Source organism: Thiorhodovibrio frisius (assembly GCF_033954835.1).
Taxonomy (GTDB): domain Bacteria; phylum Pseudomonadota; class Gammaproteobacteria; order Chromatiales; family Chromatiaceae; genus Thiorhodovibrio; species Thiorhodovibrio frisius.
On record NZ_CP121471.1, the window covers coordinates 1,446,720 to 1,470,000 of the forward strand.

At 61.5% G+C, this 23,281-nt stretch carries 19 protein-coding genes and 1 tRNA gene (1 of these 20 running past the window's edge); 14 read left to right on the plus strand and 6 right to left on the minus strand.

Annotated features, from left to right (window positions below):
* Nucleotides 1-14: 14 nt before the first annotated feature.
* Nucleotides 15-91 (minus strand) — tRNA-Pro (locus Thiofri_RS06770).
* Nucleotides 92-364: 273 nt separating this feature from the next.
* Here Thiofri_RS06770 and Thiofri_RS06775 point away from each other — a divergent pair.
* Together Thiofri_RS06775 and Thiofri_RS06780 are read left to right on the plus strand one after the other, a co-directional pair.
* Nucleotides 365-1,333, plus strand: coding sequence for a GGDEF domain-containing protein (locus Thiofri_RS06775; protein ID WP_009150948.1), 969 nt, complete (start codon nucleotides 365-367; stop codon nucleotides 1,331-1,333).
* 79 nt (nucleotides 1,334-1,412) lie between these two features.
* Nucleotides 1,413-4,685: a PAS domain S-box protein gene (locus tag Thiofri_RS06780; RefSeq protein ID WP_009150949.1), complete on the plus strand. Its 3,273-nt coding sequence runs from the start codon at nucleotides 1,413-1,415 to the stop codon at nucleotides 4,683-4,685.
* Here Thiofri_RS06780 and Thiofri_RS06785 read toward each other — a convergent pair.
* The gene (locus tag Thiofri_RS06785; protein WP_009150950.1) at nucleotides 4,678-5,946 is read right to left on the minus strand and encodes a diguanylate cyclase; all 1,269 of its coding nucleotides are present in this window, start codon (nucleotides 5,944-5,946) and stop codon (nucleotides 4,678-4,680) included. The genes Thiofri_RS06780 and Thiofri_RS06785 overlap by 8 nt on opposite strands.
* Before the next feature lie 262 nt (nucleotides 5,947-6,208).
* Between Thiofri_RS06785 and dxs the strand changes: the two genes are divergently transcribed.
* From dxs to Thiofri_RS06815, 6 genes are all read left to right on the plus strand, one after another.
* A complete protein-coding gene (gene dxs / locus Thiofri_RS06790; RefSeq protein ID WP_009150951.1) occupies nucleotides 6,209-8,137 on the plus strand; it encodes a 1-deoxy-D-xylulose-5-phosphate synthase in 1,929 nt (642 codons plus the stop codon).
* 5 nt (nucleotides 8,138-8,142) lie between these two features.
* Nucleotides 8,143-8,931 (plus strand): hydroxyacylglutathione hydrolase, encoded by a 789-nt coding sequence (gloB, locus tag Thiofri_RS06795; RefSeq protein WP_009150952.1) that lies wholly within the window; start codon nucleotides 8,143-8,145, stop codon nucleotides 8,929-8,931.
* The gene (gene lnt, locus Thiofri_RS06800; RefSeq protein WP_223296822.1) at nucleotides 8,915-10,465 is read left to right on the plus strand and encodes an apolipoprotein N-acyltransferase; all 1,551 of its coding nucleotides are present in this window, start codon (nucleotides 8,915-8,917) and stop codon (nucleotides 10,463-10,465) included. Before gloB ends, lnt begins: the two co-directional genes overlap by 17 nt.
* Before the next feature lie 71 nt (nucleotides 10,466-10,536).
* Nucleotides 10,537-11,055 (plus strand): hypothetical protein, encoded by a 519-nt coding sequence (locus Thiofri_RS06805; RefSeq protein ID WP_009150954.1) that lies wholly within the window; start codon nucleotides 10,537-10,539, stop codon nucleotides 11,053-11,055.
* 49 nt (nucleotides 11,056-11,104) lie between these two features.
* Nucleotides 11,105-12,511, plus strand: a complete 1,407-nt coding sequence (gene mpl / locus Thiofri_RS06810; RefSeq protein ID WP_009150955.1) for a UDP-N-acetylmuramate:L-alanyl-gamma-D-glutamyl-meso-diaminopimelate ligase — start codon at nucleotides 11,105-11,107, stop codon at nucleotides 12,509-12,511.
* 84 nt (nucleotides 12,512-12,595) lie between these two features.
* Nucleotides 12,596-13,273 (plus strand): flavin prenyltransferase UbiX, encoded by a 678-nt coding sequence (locus tag Thiofri_RS06815; protein ID WP_009150956.1) that lies wholly within the window; start codon nucleotides 12,596-12,598, stop codon nucleotides 13,271-13,273.
* Here Thiofri_RS06815 and Thiofri_RS06820 read toward each other — a convergent pair.
* From Thiofri_RS06820 to thiD, 3 genes are all read right to left on the minus strand, one after another.
* Nucleotides 13,188-15,260, minus strand: coding sequence for a VTT domain-containing protein (locus tag Thiofri_RS06820; RefSeq protein ID WP_009150957.1), 2,073 nt, complete (start codon nucleotides 15,258-15,260; stop codon nucleotides 13,188-13,190). The two genes, Thiofri_RS06815 and Thiofri_RS06820, sit on opposite strands and share 86 nt — an antisense overlap.
* An 85-nt stretch (nucleotides 15,261-15,345) precedes the next feature.
* Nucleotides 15,346-16,632, minus strand: coding sequence for a glutamate-1-semialdehyde 2,1-aminomutase (gene hemL / locus Thiofri_RS06825; protein ID WP_009150958.1), 1,287 nt, complete (start codon nucleotides 16,630-16,632; stop codon nucleotides 15,346-15,348).
* A gap of 55 nt (nucleotides 16,633-16,687) precedes the next feature.
* Entirely contained in the window at nucleotides 16,688-17,572 is an 885-nt protein-coding gene (thiD, locus tag Thiofri_RS06830) for a bifunctional hydroxymethylpyrimidine kinase/phosphomethylpyrimidine kinase (RefSeq protein WP_143742023.1), read from the minus strand.
* Nucleotides 17,573-17,869: 297 nt separating this feature from the next.
* Here thiD and Thiofri_RS06835 point away from each other — a divergent pair, with 297 nt between their 5' ends.
* The 5 genes from Thiofri_RS06835 (at nucleotide 17,870) to erpA (ending at nucleotide 21,177) form a co-directional block, all read left to right on the plus strand.
* Complete coding sequence (locus Thiofri_RS06835) at nucleotides 17,870-18,034, plus strand: rubredoxin (RefSeq protein ID WP_009150960.1); 165 nt, start codon at nucleotides 17,870-17,872, stop codon at nucleotides 18,032-18,034.
* 208 nt (nucleotides 18,035-18,242) lie between these two features.
* Nucleotides 18,243-18,608: a HesB/IscA family protein gene (locus Thiofri_RS06840; RefSeq protein ID WP_009150961.1), complete on the plus strand. Its 366-nt coding sequence runs from the start codon at nucleotides 18,243-18,245 to the stop codon at nucleotides 18,606-18,608.
* Between the two features lie 94 nt (nucleotides 18,609-18,702).
* Nucleotides 18,703-19,773, plus strand: coding sequence for an N-acetyl-gamma-glutamyl-phosphate reductase (argC, locus tag Thiofri_RS06845; protein ID WP_009150962.1), 1,071 nt, complete (start codon nucleotides 18,703-18,705; stop codon nucleotides 19,771-19,773).
* A 96-nt stretch (nucleotides 19,774-19,869) separates the two neighbouring features.
* Entirely contained in the window at nucleotides 19,870-20,655 is a 786-nt protein-coding gene (locus tag Thiofri_RS06850; protein WP_009150963.1) for a DUF6776 family protein, read from the plus strand.
* Between the two features lie 165 nt (nucleotides 20,656-20,820).
* A complete protein-coding gene (erpA, locus tag Thiofri_RS06855) occupies nucleotides 20,821-21,177 on the plus strand; it encodes an iron-sulfur cluster insertion protein ErpA (protein ID WP_009150964.1) in 357 nt (118 codons plus the stop codon).
* Nucleotides 21,178-21,226: 49 nt separating this feature from the next.
* On the opposite strand, the gene Thiofri_RS06860 is transcribed toward erpA, so the two are convergent.
* Nucleotides 21,227-23,014: a peptidoglycan DD-metalloendopeptidase family protein gene (locus Thiofri_RS06860; RefSeq protein WP_009150965.1), complete on the minus strand. Its 1,788-nt coding sequence runs from the start codon at nucleotides 23,012-23,014 to the stop codon at nucleotides 21,227-21,229.
* 248 nt (nucleotides 23,015-23,262) lie between these two features.
* On the opposite strand from Thiofri_RS06860, the gene tyrS reads away from it, so the two are divergent.
* Nucleotides 23,263-23,281 carry the 5' portion of a tyrosine--tRNA ligase gene (gene tyrS, locus Thiofri_RS06865; RefSeq protein ID WP_009150966.1) on the plus strand. Its footprint extends 1,187 nt past the window's final position, so only the first 19 of its 1,206 coding nucleotides appear in the window; it begins with the start codon at nucleotides 23,263-23,265; its stop codon lies off the right edge, out of view.

The window sequence follows — 23,281 nt, forward strand, 5'->3', positions numbered from 1 at the left end:
GGCGAGATGACGAATGGTCCGGGCGGCAGGATTCGAACCTGCGACCCCCACAACCCCATTGTGGTGCGCTACCAGACTGCGCTACGCCCGGAAAACGATGAAGCATAATGGCGGGTGCCAGCCTTGTCAATTTGCTGTCGCGCCGCTCTGGGTCATTATGGTGCTTGTTGCCGGGTTTCCCCTGCGGCTTCGCCTTGGGAGGCAGCAGCCATATCCCCCGCGCATGCCTTGATGAACTGCGTCGCCGGGCAAAGCCGGGTGGATTTCTCGCGGGGTTTTGGCTGTGAAAAACACCGAATTGCATTAGACTCAGTGCGTGGTAGAGCGGGCGAGCCAATAGCATTGGGAATGGATGGAAAACACCATGGCAGTATCTGAATCTAATCAACCGCCAGATGGCGACAGCGTGCCGGCGTTGAAGCCGGACAGTGAGCAGGAGTCCAAAGCGGACTCCAGACGGGAATTTATCCGGCTGTTTGGCGGCCTCATTCTGCTGATTGGGTTGTTAACCGGGCTCGGCTCCTATCTTTTCTATCGCGCCGAGTTGGCTGAGGTGGCAACCCCCGCACAGCAGGCAGCTGCGGTGGAAGTCGCGGGCGAGGCTTCCATTGCCAGCAACGGGCAAGCAACTGGCGTGCGCGCCGAGCGTCGCGGCACTCTGATGCGTTTGTGGCTATTCGCGCTGACTTTCTTTGTGCTTATGGGCGTTGCTGCCTGGTTTCTGACCGATGCGCGGGTGAAGTGGCGGCGGGAGCAGAAACGCGCCCAGGAGCTGGCAAACTTCGATACTGTGACGGAGTTGCCCAATCGCGCCTTGTTTTTTGATCGGCTCGAGCGTATTCATCTCCATTCTGCCCGCTATCGACGGCGCTATGGCCTGATTTTGCTCGACCTTGACGGCTTTGGCGAGGTGAACGATAAATTCGGTTACAGCGACGGCGACCGGCTCCTGGTTCGCGTCGGGCGCATGTTGACCAATAGCCTGCGAAATTCCGATACGGTTGCCCGGGTCGGCGGTGATGAGTTCGCGGTGCTGCTCTCGGAGGTCAACGGCGTGGAGGCGGCCATGACCCTCGGGCGCAAGGTGGTCGGGGCCGTGGCGGCGCCCATTCGTCTGTCGAGCGGTGAGGCTGAAATCACGGCAAGCGTTGGCGTAGCGGTGTTTCCCGAGCATGCCAGCAGTGTTGATGACATGCTGCGAGCAGCCAATGAGGCGATGGACCGCGCCAAACGCGAAGGCCAGGGGCGTTGCCTGATGGCCCTGTCGCCCGATGAGTATCCAAATGTTGAGGAGCTTGCGGCTGGTCTAATCGTCGAGGACAGTCCGCTTTGAGCTGATCCGCAGAGCGCTTCAACCCCGGCCTTGAAAATCCGGGTCAAAAACCCACGCGTCATAACAGCAGTATACGGACATGGGCTCTGAGATATCTGACAAGGTCGCCTCCAGAGAAGAACACGACCGCTTTCGGCTTGTGTTTGATAACAGCCTCATCGGCATTTTCGTGGTGGATTGCGACCGGCGCATCATCGAGATCAACGACCGCGCCTGTCAGTTGTTCGGCCATGATGCCGCAGAGCTGCTTGGTGAGTCGGTGGAAGTGCTGCACCTTTCGCGTGCGTCTTTTCAGCGCTTTGGCCAGGAGGTCTTTTCGCGCATTCGCAGTACCGGCGTGGCCGATGTGCATTATGAATTAAAGCGCGCGAATGGCGAGGTGTTTCAGGCCGCACTTTCCGGCCGACCGCTCAATGGCGTTGATCGCGCCGACGGCGTGATTTGGGTGATCGACGATATTTCTCGGACCGCCCGTGCTGAAAATGCTTTGCGCGCCAGCGAGGAGCGCTTCGCGCTGGCGGTGGCCGGTTCCAATGCAGGCATCTGGGACTGGGATATTCCCACCAACCGCGTTTATTTCTCCCCGCGCTGGAAGGAGCTGATCGGCTATCGCGACGAGGAAATTCCTAATCGCTTCGAGGAGTGGGTTGAGCGTGTGCATCCGGACGATCTGTCGGGGGCGAACGCGGCCATTGAGGCGCATCTGCGTGGCGAGACCGAACTGCTCGCGACCGAATTTCGCATGCGCTGTAAGGACGGCTCCTGGCGCTGGATTCTCGGCCATGGGCTGTGCGTGCGCGATGAGCAGGGACGTCCGCTGCGCATGGCCGGCTCCAACAGCGACGTCGATGCGCGCCGCCGGGCCGAGGATCGAGCGCGCGCGCAGGAGGCGCATCTGGCTGCGGTGCTCGATACCGTGCAGACCGGCATTGTGGTGATCGACCACGATCTTCGTGAGGTGGTGGACGCTAATGAGCAGGCGGCGCGGATACTAGGCACCGTGCGTGAGGAGCTGATTGGGTCACTCTGTAGCGAGCACCTGTGCCTGAATCCGAACGCCTGCCCCTTTGAGCGAGGAGTGCCGGAGAACTGGCGCTCGGTATCCAACGACGAGTCGGTCTTTGTGCGCGCCGATGGCACTCAGGTGAGCGTGCTCAAGAGCCTGGCCCCGCTTCAAACGGCGGAGAGCAATTTGCTGATCGAGAGCTTCGTCGATGTCACGCCGATGAAGCAGACTGAGCAGGCGCTGCGTCGGGCAAAGGAGGAGGCCGAATCCGCAGCGCTGGCCAAAAGCGAGTTTCTCGCCAAGATGAGCCATGAGATTCGCACGCCGATGAATTCCATTCTCGGCATGACCAAGCTCACGCTCGACAGCCGGCTCGATACCGAGCAGCGCGAGAATCTCGAAATCGTCGATGCCGCAGCCGAGGCGCTGCTGGCGCTGATTGACGACATCCTCGACTTCTCCAAGCTCGAGGCGCGGCGAGTGCTGATTGACCCTGTTGATTTCGACCTCAGCGTGCTGTTTGAGGAAGTGCTCGACGGCTTTGCCTTGCGCGCCGCCGAAAAAGAGCTTGAGCTGATTGAGTTTATTGATCCGCAAGTGCCCCTTGGTCTCAAGGGTGACAACCAGCGATTACGCCAGGTGCTGATCAATCTGCTTGGCAATGCGATCAAATTCACCGCCACCGGCGAGGTGGTACTGAGCGTGGAGTTGGCACCTGAAAATTGCGGCCCTGATGGACCCTTGGCGCCGCCGGTGCCGCCAGTGCCTAGAGTGCAGGTCAAATGGCTGCGCTTTGCGGTGCGCGACACTGGCGTCGGGGTTGCCCCAGAGAAGCAAGCGGATATTTTCTCGGCATTCCAGCAGGCCGACAATAGTGTCACCCGCGAATATGGCGGCTCTGGTTTGGGGCTGAGCATTTCTCGCCAACTGGTCGAGCTGATGGGCGGGCGCCTTGAACTGACCAGCACGCTGGGGCAGGGCAGCGAGTTCAGCTTTCTGCTGCCGCTGGAGCCAGCCAGCAGTCCGTTGCCCAGTGCCAACCTGGCCGCCCCTGAGCTGCGTGGCCTGCGCTGTCTGGTGGTGGATGACAATAGCGCTAACCGGCGTTTGCTTGTCAAAACCCTGAACGGCTGGGGCTGTAAGCCGCACGCCGTGCCAGGTGGCGCTGAGGCGTTGGAAGCCTTGCAACAGGCCCATGCCGCCGGCGATCCTTTCCGTCTGGTGCTGCTTGATCTGCTGATGCCCGGCATGGACGGCGAACAGAGTGCGCGCGCCATCCAAGGGGACGGCACCTGCGGCGCGCCCGACATTCTGCTGTTGGCATCAGCCAGTGTGCGCGGTCAGGCTGCGCGGCTGCGTGCTCTGGGCGTGCGCAGTTTGCTGATCAAGCCGGTCAAGCATCGCCAGTTGCTGCGTGCCATGAGCCAGGCGCTGACCCTGCCCTTGGGGCCGCTCGCCGACGCCAGCCAGGCTGCCAACGCCAAGGTGGTTAGCCAGTCGCCGCGCTTTGCCGGTGCCCAGGTGCTGTTGGTGGAAGACCGACTGTTTAATCGCAAGGTGGCGGCGTCCTATCTGTCGCGCTTCGGTATTGAGGTGATGACCGCAGGCAATGGCTTGCAGGCGCTGGAGTTATCGCGTACTCGCGCCTTCGATCTCATTCTGATGGATATTCAGATGCCGCTCATGGATGGCTTTCAGACGACAGTCGCCATCCGCGACGAGCCCGGCAATCTGAACCGCAGCACGCCCATCGTGGCCATGACCGCGCAGGCCCTGGAGGGAGACCGGGATAAGTGCCTGCAAGCTGGCATGGACGATTATCTGAGCAAGCCGATTCGCCTGGAGTTGCTGGAACGCGCGCTCAGGCGCTGGCTCAACGATGCCGAGAAACGACCGCGTCCCTCGGTTGATTCGAGCGCCGATCAAGCTGTGACACCAGATCCCCGCTCTTGCGCGTTGCCGGGGCCACCTCAGGCGCTGCCGGCGGAGCTTGAGTCCCTGTTTGACAACGACCCCGAGGGACTGGCCGATCTGCTGCGCACCTTCGTCAGCGATGCCCGGGCGGACTTGGACGCGCTGCTGGATGGCTGGCGCGAGCGCGACATCGGGCGGATGCAAGGTCGTCTGCACGCGCTCACAGGATTGGTGGCCAACATGGGATTTGCAACGGCTGCCGAGCGCCTGGCTGCGATGCAGGTGGCAGTAAGGGAAGTCGAGAGAAACCAGACGCCCGACACCGGGCTTGATACGGCGGCCCTGGAAGCGCCACTGGCCGAAGCACGGGGGGCGGTCACTGCTTTGATTGAGGGCCTGGACGCTGAAGCGAGGTGCGATCCTCTCAGCTAATCCGCACCCGATCCCGTCCCTCGGTCTTGGCCAGATAGAGCGCAGCGTCGGCGATGTCGATCATGGCGGAGAGCGAGCTGGTTTTGTTGACAGTCGCGCCCAGACTCGCGGTCACCTTGAGTACCTCGTTGCCGTTCGGGACTTCAAGCTCGGCAATGGCACGGCGAATGCGCTCAAGTTCTTCGGCCAAATGCTCCGAGGCACGCTCGCCATGAATCAGCAGGCAGAACTCCTCGCCGCCGTAGCGCACCAGCAAGTCTTCTTTGTGGGTTGACTTCTGCATGGCCTTGGCGACGTGCTGCAATACGCGGTCGCCGATAAAATGCCCGTGGGTGTCATTTACCTGCTTGAAGTGATCGATATCGACCACCACTGCCGCGAACCCGGAGTTCTGCGCTTTGGCATGTGTATAGGCTTTGGTGCCGACATCGAACAGATAGCGCCTGTTGTAGAGCTGGGTCAGGAAGTCGCGTACGGCCGAATCGCGCATAAAGTGGATGAACTCCAGGGTTTCGATATTCTGGGTAATGCGGCAGTAGAACTCCTCGATGAGAAAGGGCTTGGCGATAAAGTCATTGGCGCCGGCCTTGAGCAGCTTGGCCGAGGTGATGGGCGCGCTCTGATCAGACATACCGATGATGCCGAGTTGGTTGCGGTCGAAGTGGCGGCGCGCCTGCGCGATCAGTGTTTGGCCGTCCATCTTTGGCATGTGGAAGTCAGTCAGCATCAGGCGGATGTCCGGGTGTTGCTGCAACACTTTGAGGGCTTCCTCCCCATTGGCTGCCTCCAATGTCTGGTAGCGGTGGGTGCTCAGCAGTTGTTGCAGATAGAGGCGGAAACTGCTCGAGTCATCAACAATCAGCACCTTGATCTGATGATTGCGATGAACCCGCCTGACCAGCCTGGCGACATAATCGATCTCGCTCGCGTTGGTCTTGACGACATAGTCAATCACATTCGGCTTGGCCAGAATCCGCTCGCGTAGGCTGTCGTCCATGAAACCGGTCAGCACGATGATGGGGATGCCAGCTTTCGCGACCAGATCGACGATCTCGCCATCGGGCGCATCCGGCAGGTTGAGATCGAGAATGCCGACGAAATATTCTTGGGGTTGGTCATCGATCAGCTGGCGGGCCTGTTTAAGCGAGCCTGCGCTGGTGACCTGGATGTCGGCGATTTCATGAATGGCTTCGGCGAGATACTGCCGCAGTGAGCGGCTGTCTTCGACGAGCAGTGCTTTTTCGGGGGGGGCGCTGATCATAAGGTGGCCGTTTTGGTGAGGGTGGCAATGCCATCGCGGGCGATGTTGCGATTTCCGGCCATTATAACCCCTTGCCCCCTGGGGATTGCCGCCGCGCCTTGCTTGTTGGCGCGGACTTTTCAAGGTTTTGTGAGCCAGATTCCAAGTCGCTGCGCCTGGGTGCGATCTTGCGCGGATATGAGACTGGGGAGATTGCATTGCGCGCGCTTCGGCGGATTGGACTAAAATCACCGATTGCCCTGTGACAGACCGGTTAAGAATCATGCCTGATGCCTCTGCCGCCGACGCGGCCCTCGCTACCTATCCGCTGCTTGAGCAAATTCAGGACCCGGCCGATCTGCGGTCGATGTCGAGCGAGCAGCTCAAGGAGTTGGCGGCGGAACTGCGCGCCTTTTTGATCGACAGCGTCTCGCGCACCGGTGGGCACCTGGCGGCCGGCCTTGGCGTGGTGGAGTTGACCGTTGCGATCCATCATGTGTTCGATACTCCGCATGATCGCCTGGTGTGGGATGTCGGGCACCAGGCCTATCCGCACAAAATTCTCACCGGGCGGCGTGATCGCATGCACCGCATGCGCATGAAAGGCGGCCTGTCTGGCTTTCCCAAGCGCAGCGAGAGCCGTTACGACACCTTTGGCGTTGGCCATTCCAGTACCTCCATCAGCGCTGCGCTTGGCATGTCCATCGCCGCGCGCGTGAAGGGCGAGCAGCGGCAGGTGATTGCTGTGATTGGTGATGGTTCGCTTGGCGCCGGCATGGCGTTTGAGGCGCTGAATCACGGCGGCCCGCTCGACCCCGACCTGCTGGTGATACTTAACGACAACGAGATGTCCATTTCGCCGCCGGTGGGTGCCATCAGTCGGCATCTCTCGCGCCTGCTGTCGAGCCGGGTCTACACCAGCGTGCGCGAGGGCAGCAAGACCGCGCTGCGCAGCATGCCGCATCTGCGCCATTTGGTCGGGCGCTGGGAAGAGCACATGAAAGGCATGGTGATGCCGAGCACCATGTTTGAGGAAATGGGCTTTAACTATATCGGCCCCATTGATGGCCATGACATGGACGATCTGGTCGCCACGCTGAATAACATGAAAGCCATGCCCGGGCCGCGCTTTCTGCATGTGTCAACCCAAAAAGGCCGTGGCTATGAGCCGGCTGAGGGTCAGCCGGTGCAGTTTCATGGCGTCACGCCGTTCGACTCAAAAACTGGACGGATGCACAAGAAGGCTGGTGGCAAGACCTACACCCAGATTTTTGGTGACTGGCTGTGCGAGGCGGCTGAGAAGGAGCCGCGCCTGCTGGCCATCACCCCGGCCATGCGCGAGGGCTCGGGGATGGTGGCCTTCTCCGAGCGTTTCCCCGAGCGCTACTTTGACGTTGGCATCGCCGAGCAGCACGCCGTGACCCTGGCCGCCGGCATGGCCTGCGAGGGCATGAAGCCGGTGGTGGCGATTTATTCCACCTTTTTGCAGCGTGCCTACGATCAACTGGTGCACGATGTCTGCCTGCAACGGCTGGATGTGACCTTCGCAGTTGACCGCGCCGGTCTGGTTGGCGCTGATGGGGCGACCCATGCCGGCAGCTTCGATCTCAGCTACGGTCGTCCCTTGCCCAATCTGGTCATTATGGCGCCGGCGGATGAAAACGAATGCCGACGCATGCTGCAAACGGCGCTTGAGCATCCGGGGCCTGCCATGGTGCGTTACCCGCGTGGCTGCGGGCCTGGGGTGGAAATTGACCCCAGCGCGCCAGTGCTGGCCATCGGCGAGGGGGAAATTTTGCGCCAAGGCGAGCATGTCGCCCTGCTCGGCTTTGGCAGTCGGGTGGCCCCAGCGCTGGAAGTGGGCGAAGAAATCAATGCCACCGTGGCCAATATGCGCTTCGTCAAGCCTCTTGATGAGCGCCTGATTCTGGAATTGGCCGATCAACACCAACTGCTGATCACAATCGAGGAGAACGTCATCGCCGGGGGCGCTGGCTCGGCGGTCTCCGAACTATTGTCCGCCCATGGTCTGGCAGTGCGCTGCGTGCATCTTGGTCTGCCGGATGTTTGTCAGGAGCAGGCCAGCCATGGCGAGCAGCTGCACGTCTGCGGTCTGGATGCGCCCGGCATTCGCGATGCGGTGTTGAGCGAAATGGCGGATATGGGACTGGACCCGAGCCTGAAACCTGCGCTGGCGCAGGGACAGGTGTGACGCAAATGCGGATCGAGCCCATCCCGGCTTTTGCTGACAACTACATCTGGCTGTTGCGTCAGCCGCAAGACCCGCGCGTTGCCGTGGTTGATCCAGGCGATGCGCAGCCGGTGCTGGACTATCTTGCAGCGCAGCACCTGGAACTGACGGCCATTCTGATCACTCATCATCACCGTGACCATATCGGCGGTGTCGCGGCGCTCCAGTCAGCCTGGCCGCGCGCCGAGGTCATAGCGCCAGAAGACCCGCGCATCCCAGGCGCGACCCACTCCGTCGGCGACGGCGAGCGCTTCAGGCTGGAGGGTCTGGAGATTGACCTCCAGGTGCTGGCCGTACCGGGTCATACCTCAAGCCACATTGCCTATCTAACGGCTGAGGCGGATCACCCTGCGCTCTTCTGCGGCGACACCCTGTTCAGTGTCGGCTGCGGGCGGGTGTTTGACGGGACGGTCGAGCAATTGGCCGTTTCTCTGCGCCGGATCGCCGCACTGGCACCGGAGACCCGCTGCTACTGCGCGCATGAATATACGCTTGAGAACATCGGCTTTGCGCGCTGGGTTGAGCCCGAGAACCCGGCGCTGGCCGAACGTGCCCTTGAGGCCGAGCGTCTGCGTGCCGCCCAAAAGCCAACTGTGCCGACCATCCTGGCATCTGAGTTGGCGACGAATCCCTTTCTGCGTGTCGATCAACCCGAGGTCATGGTCGCTGCCGAGCGCGCGGCCGGCCACAAGCTCAATGGACCGACCGAGATTTTTGCTGCGTTGCGCCGGTGGAAAGATGACGACTACGACTGATGCACCGGTCACGCCCATGCCGTTCCTGACCCGGCTTTCGCCGCGCTGGTGCTGGCTGCTTGCGCCCGCAGCCGGCGCCGCCACCGTTCTGGCTTTCGCGCCCTTTGGTTGGTATCCGCTTGGTATTCTGGCGCTGGCGCTTTGGTATCAGTGCTTGCGCGGGCGCAGCGGGCGCGGTGCCTTTGTGCATGGCTGGCTTTATGGCGCGGGACTTTTGGGTGTGGGTGTTGCCTGGATTCGCATCAGCCTGAATGAATTCGCCAGTTTGCCCGCCATTGCGGCTAACGGCATGATGCTGCTGTTCGTCGCCGCCATGGCGCTCTACTACGGGCTGGCGGGCTGGCTGATGGGGCGCGTGCAACCGGCGTTGCAGCGCGCCGGGCATGACTGGGCGGGAGCGGTGCTGTTGCTGCCGGCAGTTTGGGTGCTGGGCGAATGGCTGCGTTCCTGGTTTCTGACCGGTTTCCCTTGGCTGCTGCTTGGCAATACCCAGGTGGATTCGCCGCTCGCGGGTTGGGCGCCCATTCTTGGAGTGCATGGGCTCAGTCTGCTCGCCGCCCTCTCAGCCGGCCTGCTGTGGCTTGCCGTGGCAGAGCGCCGCGCCCGCGTGGCGGCCCTGATCGCGCTGCTGCTGCTCTGGACCAGCGGCGGTTTGCTACGAATGATTGAATGGACGCAACCGGCAGGTCAGCCGTTCACTGCCGCGCTGGTGCAGGCCAATATCGCGCCCTCGCTCAAATGGCAGCCCGATGCGCTTGAGCCTACTCTCGAAGCGCATCTTGAGCTGACGCGCGAGCACCTGGGCGCCGGGCTGATCGTCTGGCCGGAAACCGCCATCCCAAGCTTTTTGCACGAGGTCCGCCGGCCGCTGATCGACCCCCTTTCCGAACGTGCCCGCGCCGAGGGCTCGGAAATCGTTATTGGCGTGCCCATCATGGAAAACGACAGGCGCTACTATAATGGTCTGCTCAGCATCGGCACAAGCGAGGACAGCTACTACAAACGCCACCTGGTGCCCTTTGGTGAGTATCTGCCCCTGCGCGGCCTGATCGGGCCCCTGGTGGACTGGTTTGAAGTGCCGATGTCCTCCTTCAGCCCCGGTCATGCGGAGAAACCCTTGTTGCGCGTGGGCGACCACTTTGCTGGCGCGTCCATCTGTTATGAAGATGTCTTTCCTGATCAGGTGCGCCAGGCGCTACCAGAGGCCGATTATCTGATCAATGTTTCCAATGACGCCTGGTTTGGTGATTCGCTCGCGCCTGCGCAGCATTTTGAATTTGCGCGCTTGCGCGCGCTTGAGAACGGCCGCTATCTGGTGCGCGCCACCAACACTGGCATTTCCGCCATCATCGATCAGAAAGGGCGGGTGAACGTCGAGTTGCCAGCCTTTGAACGCGGCGCACTGGTCGGTGAGGTGCAGCCCTTCAGTGGGCAGACACCCTTCTCGCGCATCGGCAGCCTGTTGCCGATCGGTCTCAGCCTGAGCATGCTGTTGGCGACCCTGGTACTCGGGCGGCGAGGGCGGGTCGCATGATTTTGGCGTCGGTATCCACCAGCCGGTATGATGCGACGCTTTGATTTACAGCCAAAGGCCGACGAATTCCCGTGCTTGCCATCCTTCATTTTTTTATCGATCTTTGTCTGCTGCGCCGTGCGCCTCAGGACCTGCCCCCCTCGCCGGTGATCTTTGCCCTGGTGGTCGGCGCCAGTACCCTCGGCTCCATGCTGCTGGCCATGAGTTCCGGGCACAATGCGTTCGTCGGACTGCTGCAAGGGCTGCTGGATATCAGCTTCATGCTGGCCTTGCTCTATGCCATCCTGCGGTTAGTGGACAAGCGGGTGCGTTTTCTGCAAACGGCCACGGCACTCATTGGCGTCGACACCCTGATTGGGCTGGTTGCCCTGCTGCCGCTCAGCCTGGCGCTCTGGGGCGATGAAGCCAGCGGGGTTTTGCTGCTGGCCGGCTTCTTGTTCCTGGGGCTGGTGATCTGGGGTGTGCTGGCCAGCGCGCACATTTTGCGCCATGCGTTTGAGATTCGTCTGATGCAGGGCGTCTTTCTTGCCATTACTTATGATGTGCTGGCTTATGTGGTCATTGGTGGCATGACCCAGGGGTTGAGCTGATGCCCGGCAGTTGGCCGTCACGCCTGTCTTCCTGATTTTCTCGCATCTTATGCATCTGCACATTCTCGGTATTTGCGGCACTTTCATGGGCGGGCTGGCGCTGCTGGCGCGCGAGCTTGGCCATAGGGTCACTGGCTCCGATGCCAATGTCTATCCGCCCATGAGCACCCAGCTTGAGGCGGCCGGTATCGAACTGTCGCAAGGCTATGCGGCCTCGCATCTTCAGCCGGCACCTGATGTTGTCGTGGTGGGCAATGCCATGACGCGTGGGGTGCCAGCGGTGGAATACATGCTCGACCAGGGGCTGCCCTATGTGTCGGGTCCGCAATGGCTGGCGGAGCATCTGCTAGGCGCGCGCCATGTGCTGGCGGTGGCGGGTACCCATGGTAAGACCACCACCGCCAGTCTGTTGGCCTGGCTGCTTGAGGATGCCGGTCTTGAGCCGGGTTTTTTGATCGGTGGGGTGCCGGGCAATTTTGGCCTGTCTGCGCGACTGGGCGCCGGGCGCTATTTCGTGGTCGAGGCAGATGAGTACGACACGGCCTTTTTCGACAAGCGCTCCAAGTTCCTGCATTACCGTCCGCGCACTCTGGTGATCAATAATCTGGAATTCGATCACGCGGATATTTTCGACGATCTGGCCGCCATTCAGCGCCAGTTTCATCATCTGGTGCGCACTGTGCCTGGATCCGGGCTGATTATCCATCCGCAAGGGGTGGAGAGTATTGAGCAGGTGCTGGCCATGGGCTGCTGGACTCAGCGTCAATCGCTGGCCTTGGTTGAGCCTGAGCCAACGGATGCGCCAGCCCATCCGTCCACCCAGCCAGAAGCGGACTGGCGTGCGGAATTACTGAATCCGGCCGGAGCCGAGGTCCGACTCCACCGCGACGGGGCCGTCTTAGGCGCCTGGTCCTGGAACCAGACCGGGCGACACAACGTCTCTAATGCGCTGGCGGCCATCGCGGCGGCGGCGCATGTTGGCGTCGAGCCACAGGCGGCCATGGCGACGCTTGAGCGTTTTCAAGGTGTGCGCCGGCGTATGGAGTTGCGCGGCGAGGTCGGCGGCGTGCGCCTGTATGACGATTTTGCCCACCACCCAACCGCCATTGCCACCACGCTCGATGGCCTGCGCAAGTCGGTCGGCCAGGCGCGTATTCTCGCGGTGCTGGAGCCGCGCTCCAACACCATGCGCGCTGGTGTCCATGCCAAGACCCTGGCAGCCTCGCTGGGAGAGGCCGATCTGGTCTATCTGTTCGCGCCGGCGGATCTTGGCTGGGATGCGGCGGCGGTGATGGCGCCGCTGGGCGAGCGGGTGCGGGTGCATGAGGCCATCGAGCCACTGGTGGCTGAGATCATCAAAACCGTGCAGCCCGGAGATCATCTGCTGGTGATGAGCAACGGCGGTTTCCAGGGTATTCACCAGCGCCTGCTCGATGCCTTGCAGTCATGTCCGTGATGCCCCTTTGTGGGCGCCAGCCTTTGGATGCGACTGTATTCGCTGCCAGGCTTTGCCCAAAATCATCGAAGGTGGGGGGTTAGCATGCCCGGGTCAGCCATCACAGATCAGCCCCCGGTCGAGCCGCGCGTTCAGGACGACTGGCCGCGCACCATTGCCGTCGCGCTCACCGGGGCCTCAGGCATTCAATACGGACTGCGGCTGTTGCAATGCCTGATCGATGCCGGAGTGCGGGTCTATCTGCTGATCTCCCAGGCCGGGCAGGTGGTGCTCAAAATGGAGGCGGGCATTAAGGTGTCGGCGCAACCGGCGGAGGCCGAGCGGTTTTTCAGCCAGCGCCTGGGCGCGGCACCTGGTCAGTTGCGGGTCTTTGGCCGTCAGCAGTGGACGGCGCCGGTGGCCAGCGGCAGTCATCCGCCGGAGGCTATGGTGATTTGCCCCTGCACCACGGGAACGCTGGCAAGCCTGGCTGCCGGCCTGAGTCAGGACTTGATCCAGCGCGCTGCCGATGTGGTGCTCAAGGAGCGCCGGACGCTGATTCTGGTGTTACGTGAGACTCCCTTCACGGCCATTCATCTGGAAAATATGCTGCGTCTGGCGCGTGCCGGAGCGGTGATTATGCCTGCCAATCCGGGGTTTTATTATCAACCGCGCACCGTCGATGAGTTGATCGACTTCATGGTGGCGCGGGTGCTGGATCATCTGCGAGTGCCCCAGAATCTGCTGCCGCGTTGGGGCGAGCAGCCGACGAATGGTAACTGATGCGCAGCAGCCCGTTGCGGTGCAGTTGAATGTCCGGGTAGTTGCCAAGAGCCTGCATCAGGGCTTGGCGCTCGCCATGCTGGGTACCGGCCTGGGTGACCGGGATGGCGAAGAACCCGATGATGCGCTCCTTGGTGACCTCTGTAATGTCGCCAACCCACAGCGGGCCAGTATCGGCAATCAGGTATCGGGTGGGCCAGAGCCTGAGCACATAACGGCGGCCATCGGGCCTGTCATGAGTATGAATGAATTGCTCATGGCGGCCCTGATGCACATGGGAAACGAGTGGCAAGTCGGACAGTGCCGCTGAGGGCGAGAACAGCCGCAGCGCGTTGCGCCAGTCGAGTCGCTCGGCGGCTTGCCAGCCGCTGGCGCGCAGAGCGCTGGCGAGTTCCGGCAGCGGGCCTCCGTATTGGATGTCGAAGGGCTGGCGGTTGTGACGTCTGAGATCTTGCCGGGCACTGGCCAGTGCGGCCGGCTCTCCAGCCAGCCATTGCTCTTGCGTGAGGCGTGTGAGCGGCTGTTCGGGCCGTAAGTGCGCGAGCCGTTGCGTCTGGGCATCCAGGCCCAGCAGACCATAGCCCGTTAGCCAGGCCAGGAGTGTGATCAGCACCAAGGAGGCCAGAGTGCCAGTGCAACGCTCGGGCGGACTATGTCGCGCGAAGGCGAGCCCAAGGGCAGCGAGCCACACCAGCGCCAGGGTGAAGCTGGCGAGGATGTCGGTCAGCCACTCGGTGGCGAAATATAGCCGCGCGAAGCTGAGTGTGCCGACTAGACTACTGGCCAGGGCAAAGGGCAGCCAGCGGGTCGTTGCCGGCAGGGCGCGGGCCATCAGCAGCGCCAGAAAGCCGTAGACCAGGGTGGCACCAAGCACCGGTGGGGTGGGGAAGGACCAGGGCCACAGCAGCGGCCAGTCTGCTCCGTTTGCCGGCGGCGGGCGGGCGGTGCCGATGAGCGGGCCGAGCAGCGGACTGGCAATAAGTGCGAAGCTGGCTGCGGCCAGCCAGTAGGCAGCGTCGCGTGCACGCCGGTGCCAGCGCAGATAGACAAACACCACAGCGACCAGCAACAGCAAAAGCGCGGGGTCACCCAGGGCGCTGATGCTCGCCAGACTATGATCGGCGTGGGGCGAACCCAGGCTCAGAAACAGATCGCGCGCGAGCTGGTTGATGCCCAGGTTCTCCGGACCCAGTAGCACGAAACCCAGACTGAGCCCCAGGACCAGGGTGGCGGATAACAGCGCCAGGGCGAGTCCGGCCAGGGTGGCGGAATCTGGGTGGCGCGGGTCGGCCAGAGCGGCGGCGATGCGGCCCATCAGCGGATGCAGATTGGCCCAACCTAGCAGCGTCCGTACCCAGGTGTTGGCATGGGTGCTGGCCCAGCGCACCAGGCGTTGGCTGGTCCAGATGGCAACCAGGAAGAGCGCGATCAGACTCAGGGTGACGAACACGAGCCCGGTGGCGGCCTCGGTCGCGAGTTTGAGCGAGGCGCCGAACAGGATGCCGGGTGCCAGGTATGCCGGTGCCCAGAATAGCGCCGAGCCGACATTGGCGAGCAAAAAGCGCTGTGTCGGCATCTCCAACATGCCGGCCACCAGTGGCACTATGGCGCGCACCGGGCCGACGAAGCGCCCTAGTACCACGCTTTTGGCGCCGTGGCGGGCAAAAAATGCCATGCCGCGTTCGAGCGGGGCCGGGTGGCGGTTAAAGGGCCAGAAAGAGCGCAGCTTCCTCTTGTAGTGCCGCCCGAGCCAGAAGCTCAGGCTGTCGCCGAGGATGGCGCCGGTGATGGCGAGCAGGCAGACCGGCCAGAACCCTAACGCCCCGTCGGCAATCAGTGCACCGGCGATGAGCATGATGAGCACGCCGGGCACGACCAGGCCGATCACCGCCAGGGATTCTGCCAGGGCAGCAGCGAAAACCACCGCGTAGGCGGCGCCTGGATAGGCGCCGATGGTGTCGAGCAATGCGCGCAGTCCTGCGTCCATGCGTCAGCGCATTCTGCGGCAGCTGGCTGTCACCGCAACGCGCCACCGTCGGCGGGTATGCCGCCGTTGGTGGCGCGCCTTGTGCTTAGCCGGCCAGCTTGGCGAAAGCTGCACGCGCGGCGTCGAGGGTCGCGTCGATATCGGAATCGCTATGTGCCGAAGAAACAAAGCCTGCCTCGAAGGCCGATGGCGCGAGATAAACGCCTTGCTCCAGCATCGATTGGAAGAAGGCGCGGAAGGCGTCTTGATCGCAAGCGGTGGCCTTGGCGTAGTTGGTCACCGGACCATCGGCGGTGAAAAAGAGCCCAAACATGGCGCCGACTTGATTGGTGCTGAAACCCACGCCAGCAGCCGATGCCAACTCGCTCAGGCCCTTGACCAGACGCGTGGTGCTGGCTTCGACCTGGTCGAAGAAGCCAGGCTTGGAGATGAGTTCCAGCGTCTTCAGCCCCGCAGCCATGGCGATCGGGTTGCCGGACAGGGTGCCGGCCTGATACACCGGGCCGAGCGGGGAAATCTTCTCCATGATCTCGCGCCGTCCGCCAAAGGCACCGACCGGCATGCCACCGCCAATCACCTTGCCGAGCGCGGTCAGGTCCGGCTTGATGCCATAGCGGCCCTGGGCGCCGCCGAGGCCAACCCGAAAGCCGGTCATTACCTCGTCGAAAATCAGCACGCTGCCATGTTGGTCGCAGACTTCGCGCAGGCCTTCGAGAAAACCCGGTGCCGGCGGGATGCAGTTCATGTTGCCGGCGACCGGCTCGACGATGATGCAGGCGATCTCGTCGCCCATTTTTGCGAAGGTCTCGCGCACCTGATCGAGATCGTTGTAGGTAAGTGTCAGGGTCAACTCGGCGAGCGCGGCCGGTACGCCCGGGGAGCTCGGCTCACCCAGGGTCAGCATGCCGGAACCGGCCTTAACCAGGAGCGAGTCGACATGGCCGTGGTAGCAGCCCTCGAACTTCACGACCTTGTCGCGACCAGTGAAGCCGCGCGCCAGGCGCAGGGCGCTCATGGTCGCCTCGGTGCCGGAGCTGACCATGCGCACCAGGTCCATGCTCGGCACTAGCTCGCAGACCTTGTCGGCCATTTGCGTCTCAAGCTCGGTTGGCGCGCCGAAGGACAAGCCGCGTGCGGCCTGCTCGGTGACGGCGGTGATCACCTCCGGGTGGGCGTGGCCGAGAATCATCGGGCCCCAGGAGCCGACATAGTCGATGTAGGTCTTACCATCAGCGTCGGTTACCTTGGAGCCGGCGGCGGAGGCGAAAAAGACAGGATCGCCACCGACGCTGCGGAAGGCGCGCACTGGGGAATTGACGCCACCGGGAATGTGGTGCTGGGCGGCGGTGAAGAGGTCATGGGATCGGCTCATGGACAGTGGGTCTCCTGATTGGTCCTAGGTGAAATGCGGAGAAAATCTCAGGCGCTCAGTCTGACTGGTGCTCATTGTCTGGTGTGACCGCCGTCGGCGCAACCAGGGTGCGCAGGGCGTAGGGATGTGGGTTCGCTTTATTGGCAACGGGCTGGGGCAGCCGGCGCGGAATGAACTGACAGCGGGCAAGCGCGCGCGCTTGGCGCAGGGTCTCCATCACATAGTGCTGAGCCTCGGCCACGGCTGCTTTGATTTCCTGGCCGAGTGCCAGCCGCGCGGCGATGGCGCTGGCCAGGGTGCAGCCAGAACCATGAAAGCTGCCCTCTAGGCGCGGCCACTCCCATTGGCTGTGCGCGCCATCGGCGGGGTAGAATGTGTTGATGACTTGGTGGCTACTGTCGTGGGTGCCAGTAACCAGCACGGCTTTCGCGCCCAGTTCCAGCAGTCGCCGGGCGGCCTGATCGCGCTCAGACGCATCGGCCAGCAGCCGCGCCTCTGGCAGGTTAGGGGTGATCAGCGTGCAACGCTGTAGCAGATGGCGCCGCAGTTGATTGAGCAGCGCGGCATCGGCGATGCGCTCGCCAGTGCCGCTGGCCAGCACAGGATCGAACACCACCGGCAGTTCGGGATGGGCCTTGAGCATAGCGGCAATGGTCTGCACCAGATGCGAATGGCCGATCAGACCGATTTTGATGGCCGCGACGTGGCAGTCCTCAAAAACAGCTAGGCACTGATCGCGCACCTGTTCCGCCGGTTGCGCAATGATTTGCGTCAGCCGGCAGGAGGTCTGCACGGTGATGGCTGTGATGGCGGTGCAGCAATGCAGACCAAGGGCTGCGGCGGTCTCGATATCGGCCTGAAGGCCGGCGCCACCGCCGGGATCATGGCCACCGATGGCGAGCAGCACAGGATCGCCGGGAGCTGTGGATTTTGGTTTCATGGCCCGCATTGTCGCTGAAACCTCGCTCAAGCGGAAACCTTGGTGTCGCTATATCGAAATACTTTGATATTTCTGTTCGTTCTGGGCCGGGTGACGGCCACGGGGGACGTCGTGAATACTTCCCTGTAAGCTTCCCGGCGGCATCCTTGCCGCCGAGACCCCGCGTCCGTCACCCCGTCCAATACCGAAAATCAGTTTGCGATTGGTATATTGCAGGCGGCTTTATCGGTTGTGGGCTATAACATCCACACTCTCAATGCTATTTGCTTGGTTTAGTCGAGAATTTTGGTGCTTGTAATGAAACGCTATGTTTGTTTGCTCTGTGGTTTGGTGTATGACGAGGAAAAAGGTTGGCCTGAAGACGGCATTGAGCCCGGCACCCGGTGGGAGGATGTGCCCGAGGATTGGGTGTGCCCCGAGTGCAACGCAGGGAAGGATGACTTTGAAATGGTCGAGCTTTGAGTGAGATTGATCATCGGCCGGTGCCGGCATTCCCGGTGAATCACCGGGGATCCATCCGTCGGGTTGGCCGGGACCTCGAATCCGATGGCTGATCGAACGGCCCGGTGTTGGTCCGCGATCAAACCCCGTCCGTTCTGCTGGATTCAGGCGCGCTCTTCGTGCTATTGTCCGATGCTATCGAATCGTTAATTTGGAGTGATCTGCGAGTATGTCTATCGCATTGACGGAAGCCGAAATCGCCCTGACCGGGCCAGCGGTTGAAAAAATGGCTGAACTATTCACGCAGGTAGAAGAAGGCGTGCAGGGTGTGCGGGTTTATGCTGCTGCCGGTGGCTGCAGCGGAGTGAGCTTTGGCATGACCTTTACCGACGACATTGGTGATCAGGATGGCGTGCGTGATTTTGATGCCTTTAAGGTTGTTGTCGATGACGGTACGCTCGGCTATTTGCGGGGCGTCGAGATTGACTTTGTCGATCAGGGCGATGGCAACGCCACCTTTGTGTTTAATAATCTCCCCACGACGGGTGGCGGATGCGGTAGTTGCGGCTCGTCGAATAGCGGTGGCTGTTCCTGATGGTGACCTTCATGCGCGGCGCTAATCATCATCAGAAGCGATCCGCTGCACCCGGCCGTTTTGGCGCGAGCGCCACGCGCGGGGCCGGGGCGCGATGATTCGCGCGGGTATCGTCGGCGCGACGGGTTATACCGGTTCCGAGTTGTTGCGGCTGTTGCTGCGCCATCCTGATACTGAGCTTTTGGTCGTCACCTCTCGCGCGGAAGCCGGCAGGCCGGTTAGCGATTATTTTCCCGCGCTCAGGGGCGTGTGCCAGCTTGAGTTCGCGGCGGCGGACTCCCCGTTGCTAAAAGACTGTGATCTGGTTTTTTTTGCAACGCCAAATGGCACGGCCATGCAAGAGGCCCCCGCGCTGCTTGATGCCGGCGTGCGGGTGATCGATCTCGCGGCAGATTTTCGTCTGCGTGACCCCGAGTCGTGGGCGTCTTGGTACGGCATGACGCATGCCTGTCCCGAGCGGCTTCCCGAGGCCGTCTATGGCCTACCGGAGATCAATCGCGAGGCGTTGCGCGAGGCGCGCCTGGTTGCGAATCCTGGCTGTTATCCGACGGCCGTCGCGCTTGGCTTTCTGCCGTTGATTGAATCTGGCCTAGTCGATACCGGCTTTCTGGTCGCGGATGTCAAGTCCGGTGTCAGTGGTGCTGGCCGCCAGGCCAAGACCGGCCTGCTGATGGCTGAAGTCGGCGAGAGCTTCAAGGCATACAGCGTGGCGGGACATCGCCATCAGCCTGAGATTTGCCAGACGCTGACAGCTGTTCAACCGCCCGGGGCGGCGGCGATCAATCTCACCTTTGTTCCCCATCTGGTACCCATGATTCGCGGTATCGAGGCCACCCTCTACGCGCGTCTTGATTTAAGTGCCGGGCATCAGGATGCCGAGCAACTGCAATCGCTCTTTGAGAAACGCTACCAAAACGAGGGCTTTGTCGATGTGATGCCTGCGGGTTCTGCTCCTGAAACGCGCTCGGTGCGTGGGACCAATAACTGCCGTTTGGCAGTGACCCTGCCGGACGACCGGACAGCCGCAGATGGACGCGTGGTGGTGGTGCAGTCGGTGATCGACAACCTGGTCAAGGGCGCAGCCGGTCAAGCAATTCAGAACATGAATCTGATGTTCGGTCTGGCCGAGACCAAAGGTCTGACCGAGTTGGCCTGGGCTCCCTAGCGGGCGGTGCCCGGATGGTGCTGAGCGCCGAGCCACAAGTGCACAACCTCGGTTAACTCGATTAGCGAATCTCTGGCTATGGGGTGGAATCCAAGCATGGGCTCATCTGGTGCGCGCTTCGGTGCATCCGGAGGGGCGTTTCGGCTCTTTGTCACCCTTGGCTGGCTCGCTGTGATCGGCACCGCCTTCGTCCTCGGCTATCAGCTTGCCTATCACGATGCTGATAATACGCTGATCGAGATGCAGCAGCTCAAGGCGGATCGGCATCAACTGCGCGAAGCCTTGATGGCCGCCGAGGAACGCGTCGCGGGTCTCGAGCAAGCGCAATCCATTGATCGCGAGGCCAAGCGCCTTGCCCAGGAGCAGCTTGAGAAGTTACAGCACGAGCGGCATGAATACGCCAAGCAGGTTTCGGCGCTCGAGCGCCTGATTCGCGAAGGTGGTGGCGGTGTGGTCCGAGTGCAGGATTTCGAGCTGTGGGAAACCGAGCAGCCGCAAGAGTTTGGCTACCGGTTTACAGTGGCGCAGCTGATTCCAGAATTCGGCCAGGCATCCGGGCAGGTGAAGCTGCGGCTCAAAGGCAACACAAACGAGGGTGACGCAGTGGTGCGCACTGCGGAGCAACTCAAGGGTTCGGAGCCGGCTGTGCATCGCATGAATTTTGAGTTTTTTCAGAACTTCAACGGCGTGCTCAAGGTGCCTGACGATTTCCAGCCGCAGACACTGACAGTCGAGATTGAACCGAACGTCAAGAATCTGATTTCTTCATCCCGCACCTACGCCTGGACCCCCGATGCCTGGAGGCCAGAGCCAACACAGGCGTTGCGCCTTACGCAACCGGCGAGTGCTGCGCAGTTGGACGAACAGACAGCAGAAGACTGATGAAGCATCGGCGGCGTAGGGAGGCGGCTGCAAGTGCGCCAAAATTCGGGGTGGTCTTGATTCGGGTCTGCGGTGATCGCACCCTATCGGGATGAGCGATTTCGGGTGCTCCCGGCCGCCTTAGCCGCCTTCACTACCCGATTCAACGACAGGGGGATAGATGCGATGACAATGACGACCGATCTAACCGGGGATGCCCCGCTTGTTTTTACAAACTCGGCTGCGGCCAAGGTGGCTGATCTGATCAAGGAAGAGGGGAATGAGGAATTGATGCTTAGGGTTTACATCCAAGGAGGCGGTTGTTCGGGCTTTCAGTACGGATTCACCTTTGATGAGCAGGTGCAGGACGGGGACACTGAAGTCATCACTGATGGCGTTAAGCTGCTAATCGACCCGATGAGCATGCAGTATCTCACAGGGGCCGAGATCGACTACAGCGAGGGGTTGCAGGGCGCCCAGTTTGTGATCCGCAATCCCAATGCCACTACCACCTGCGGTTGCGGATCGTCCTTTGACGTTTAACGGTTGCGGTGAACAAATATCTCACCGGTGGAGTCGCTGCGGTCATTCTTTACTGAATTGACTGGCGCTCGGCAACGGGCAAACCACGGTCGGGCTGATCAAAGGAGCGCGCATCCACTAGCAAGGCGCGTTCCCGGTTGCGCTGTAGTTCAGCCAGTAAAGGCCTTGTCTGGCGGCGAAAACGGGCTTTTTCCTTGTCGTCGAATTCGTTCAGGAAAGGCAGTTTGGCGGTTAGCGGATTGACCGGCGTGCCATTAATGCGAATCTCGTAGTGTAAGTGCGGGCCAGTTGCGAGTCCGGTCTGCCCGACATAGCCGATGGTCTCACCGCGTTTGACCCGGCCTCCGTTTGAGATGCCCCGGGCAAAGCGCATCAGGTGCGCATAGCGGGTTTCGTAGCGCGATCCGTGACGCAGGATCACGATGTTTCCATAGCCGCTCTTACGACCCTTGAAGTGAATCTGACCGTCGGCAGCGGCGAGAACGCGACGCCCGGCTGGTGCGGCGAAGTCGATCCCGGGATGTGGCCGTACTCTGCGCAGAATTGGGTGCATGCGGTTCATGCTAAACCCTGAACTGACGCGGGTGTAGGTCAGCGGCGCGCGCAGGAAGGTGTGTTTGCCTTTATTAACGGGTTGGCCATCGGCCGAATAGTAGTCCGTCACGCCCTTCGATGTGGTGTAGCGCACGGCGGCATATTGCTTGCTACCGTTGGTAAACTCCACAGCCAGTACTGGGCCGGTTTTGATCGGTTCGTCACCGGCATAGATTTGCTCGAATAGTACTGAGAGTTGATCACCTTTGCGGGTCTGACGAGAGAAATTGATCTGGTGGCGAAAGATGTTGATCGCGCGCTGGGTGACCTGGTCGGGGATGCCGGCACTCTTGGCGGCGCCGTAAAGAGAATTGTCAACAACGGCGGTCAGGCATTGGCGGCGCGGTTCGGTTGGGGTTGATTCAACTGAGGTGCTGATTGTCTCGCCTGCGCGGGAGACCAGCAGTTTTTGGGTGGCATCGAGCTTGAACTCAAGGCTCGTTAGCTCAAGTGCCTGATCAAAGTGCAGGTGGATGGTCTCGCCGGGGCGGATCTGCTCAAGACGGCGACGATGCTGGTCGGAGACCTGGTCGAGAATCTGATAAACCATGCGCCCCGATTGTCCTTGCTGCTCGAGGATGGTGCCCAGCGTGTCGCCTGGTTGAACTTGATAGTCCAAGCGGAAAGGGCCCTGCTTTAATGCAGGCTTCAACCCGGGCGGAAGTGAGCTGAGGCTGGGCTGCGCCTGATCGATGCTCTGCGGCTGGAGTGTCGCGATATTGGTGTTGAGCTCGACCGCCAAGGGCTGTGCGTTCGCGAGTGAGAGCTCGTGCAGATCTTCTTCGTTTATGCCGATCAGCTGGCGTAGATCGGGCGCAAGGTCCGCTAGTCTCTGGTGCTGGTCCTCAAGCACCAGAGTCGGGTGAGCTTGGTTGGAGTCCTGTATGCCCGCTGTGTTGGCCACGGGGGTGCTTAGCGAATCGCTAAGCCCAATCGGGCGTTCGTCAGCGCTTTGCTTCCCGGCGGACGCATCGGTCGAATCAATCATCTGGCCAAGTGCGGGCGGGTGCTCGAGGGGCTGATCCTGAAGATGCCCTGGCGGTAGTGGCAGTTCAATCACCTCAGGATCTCCCGAGGGTGATGTTGTACGGGGGACCGAGTCGGTCGACATCATGAGCTGCGCGACGGCGTAGCTGATGCCGGCCCCGAGAGCCAGGGACCCGAGGCGTAGCGCTCGCCGCGACCGGCGGTCTGGCTGGCGCCGAAATCCATGTCCGCGCACGCGAAACTTGTAGTCACGCATTATAAATCCATCCCAAGGTGCCGATTTTGAAAGCGAAGTGCTTAAGCTGCAAGTTTAGACTATGCTGAAAGAAGGTCAACCGGTCTTGCAAGTTTCCTGGTCAGCGGACTGGGTTCAAGATCTTTCTTGCCCTGATATTTCTGCGCTGAAGCCTAAGGTGTCACAATGCAGACGTTCATTATTCAGGGGCGCAACATCTGACGATGAAGAGGTTTTTTAGCTAACGATGACGCAGGAGCAAAGGTTTGATGCAGGCGATTGACGATG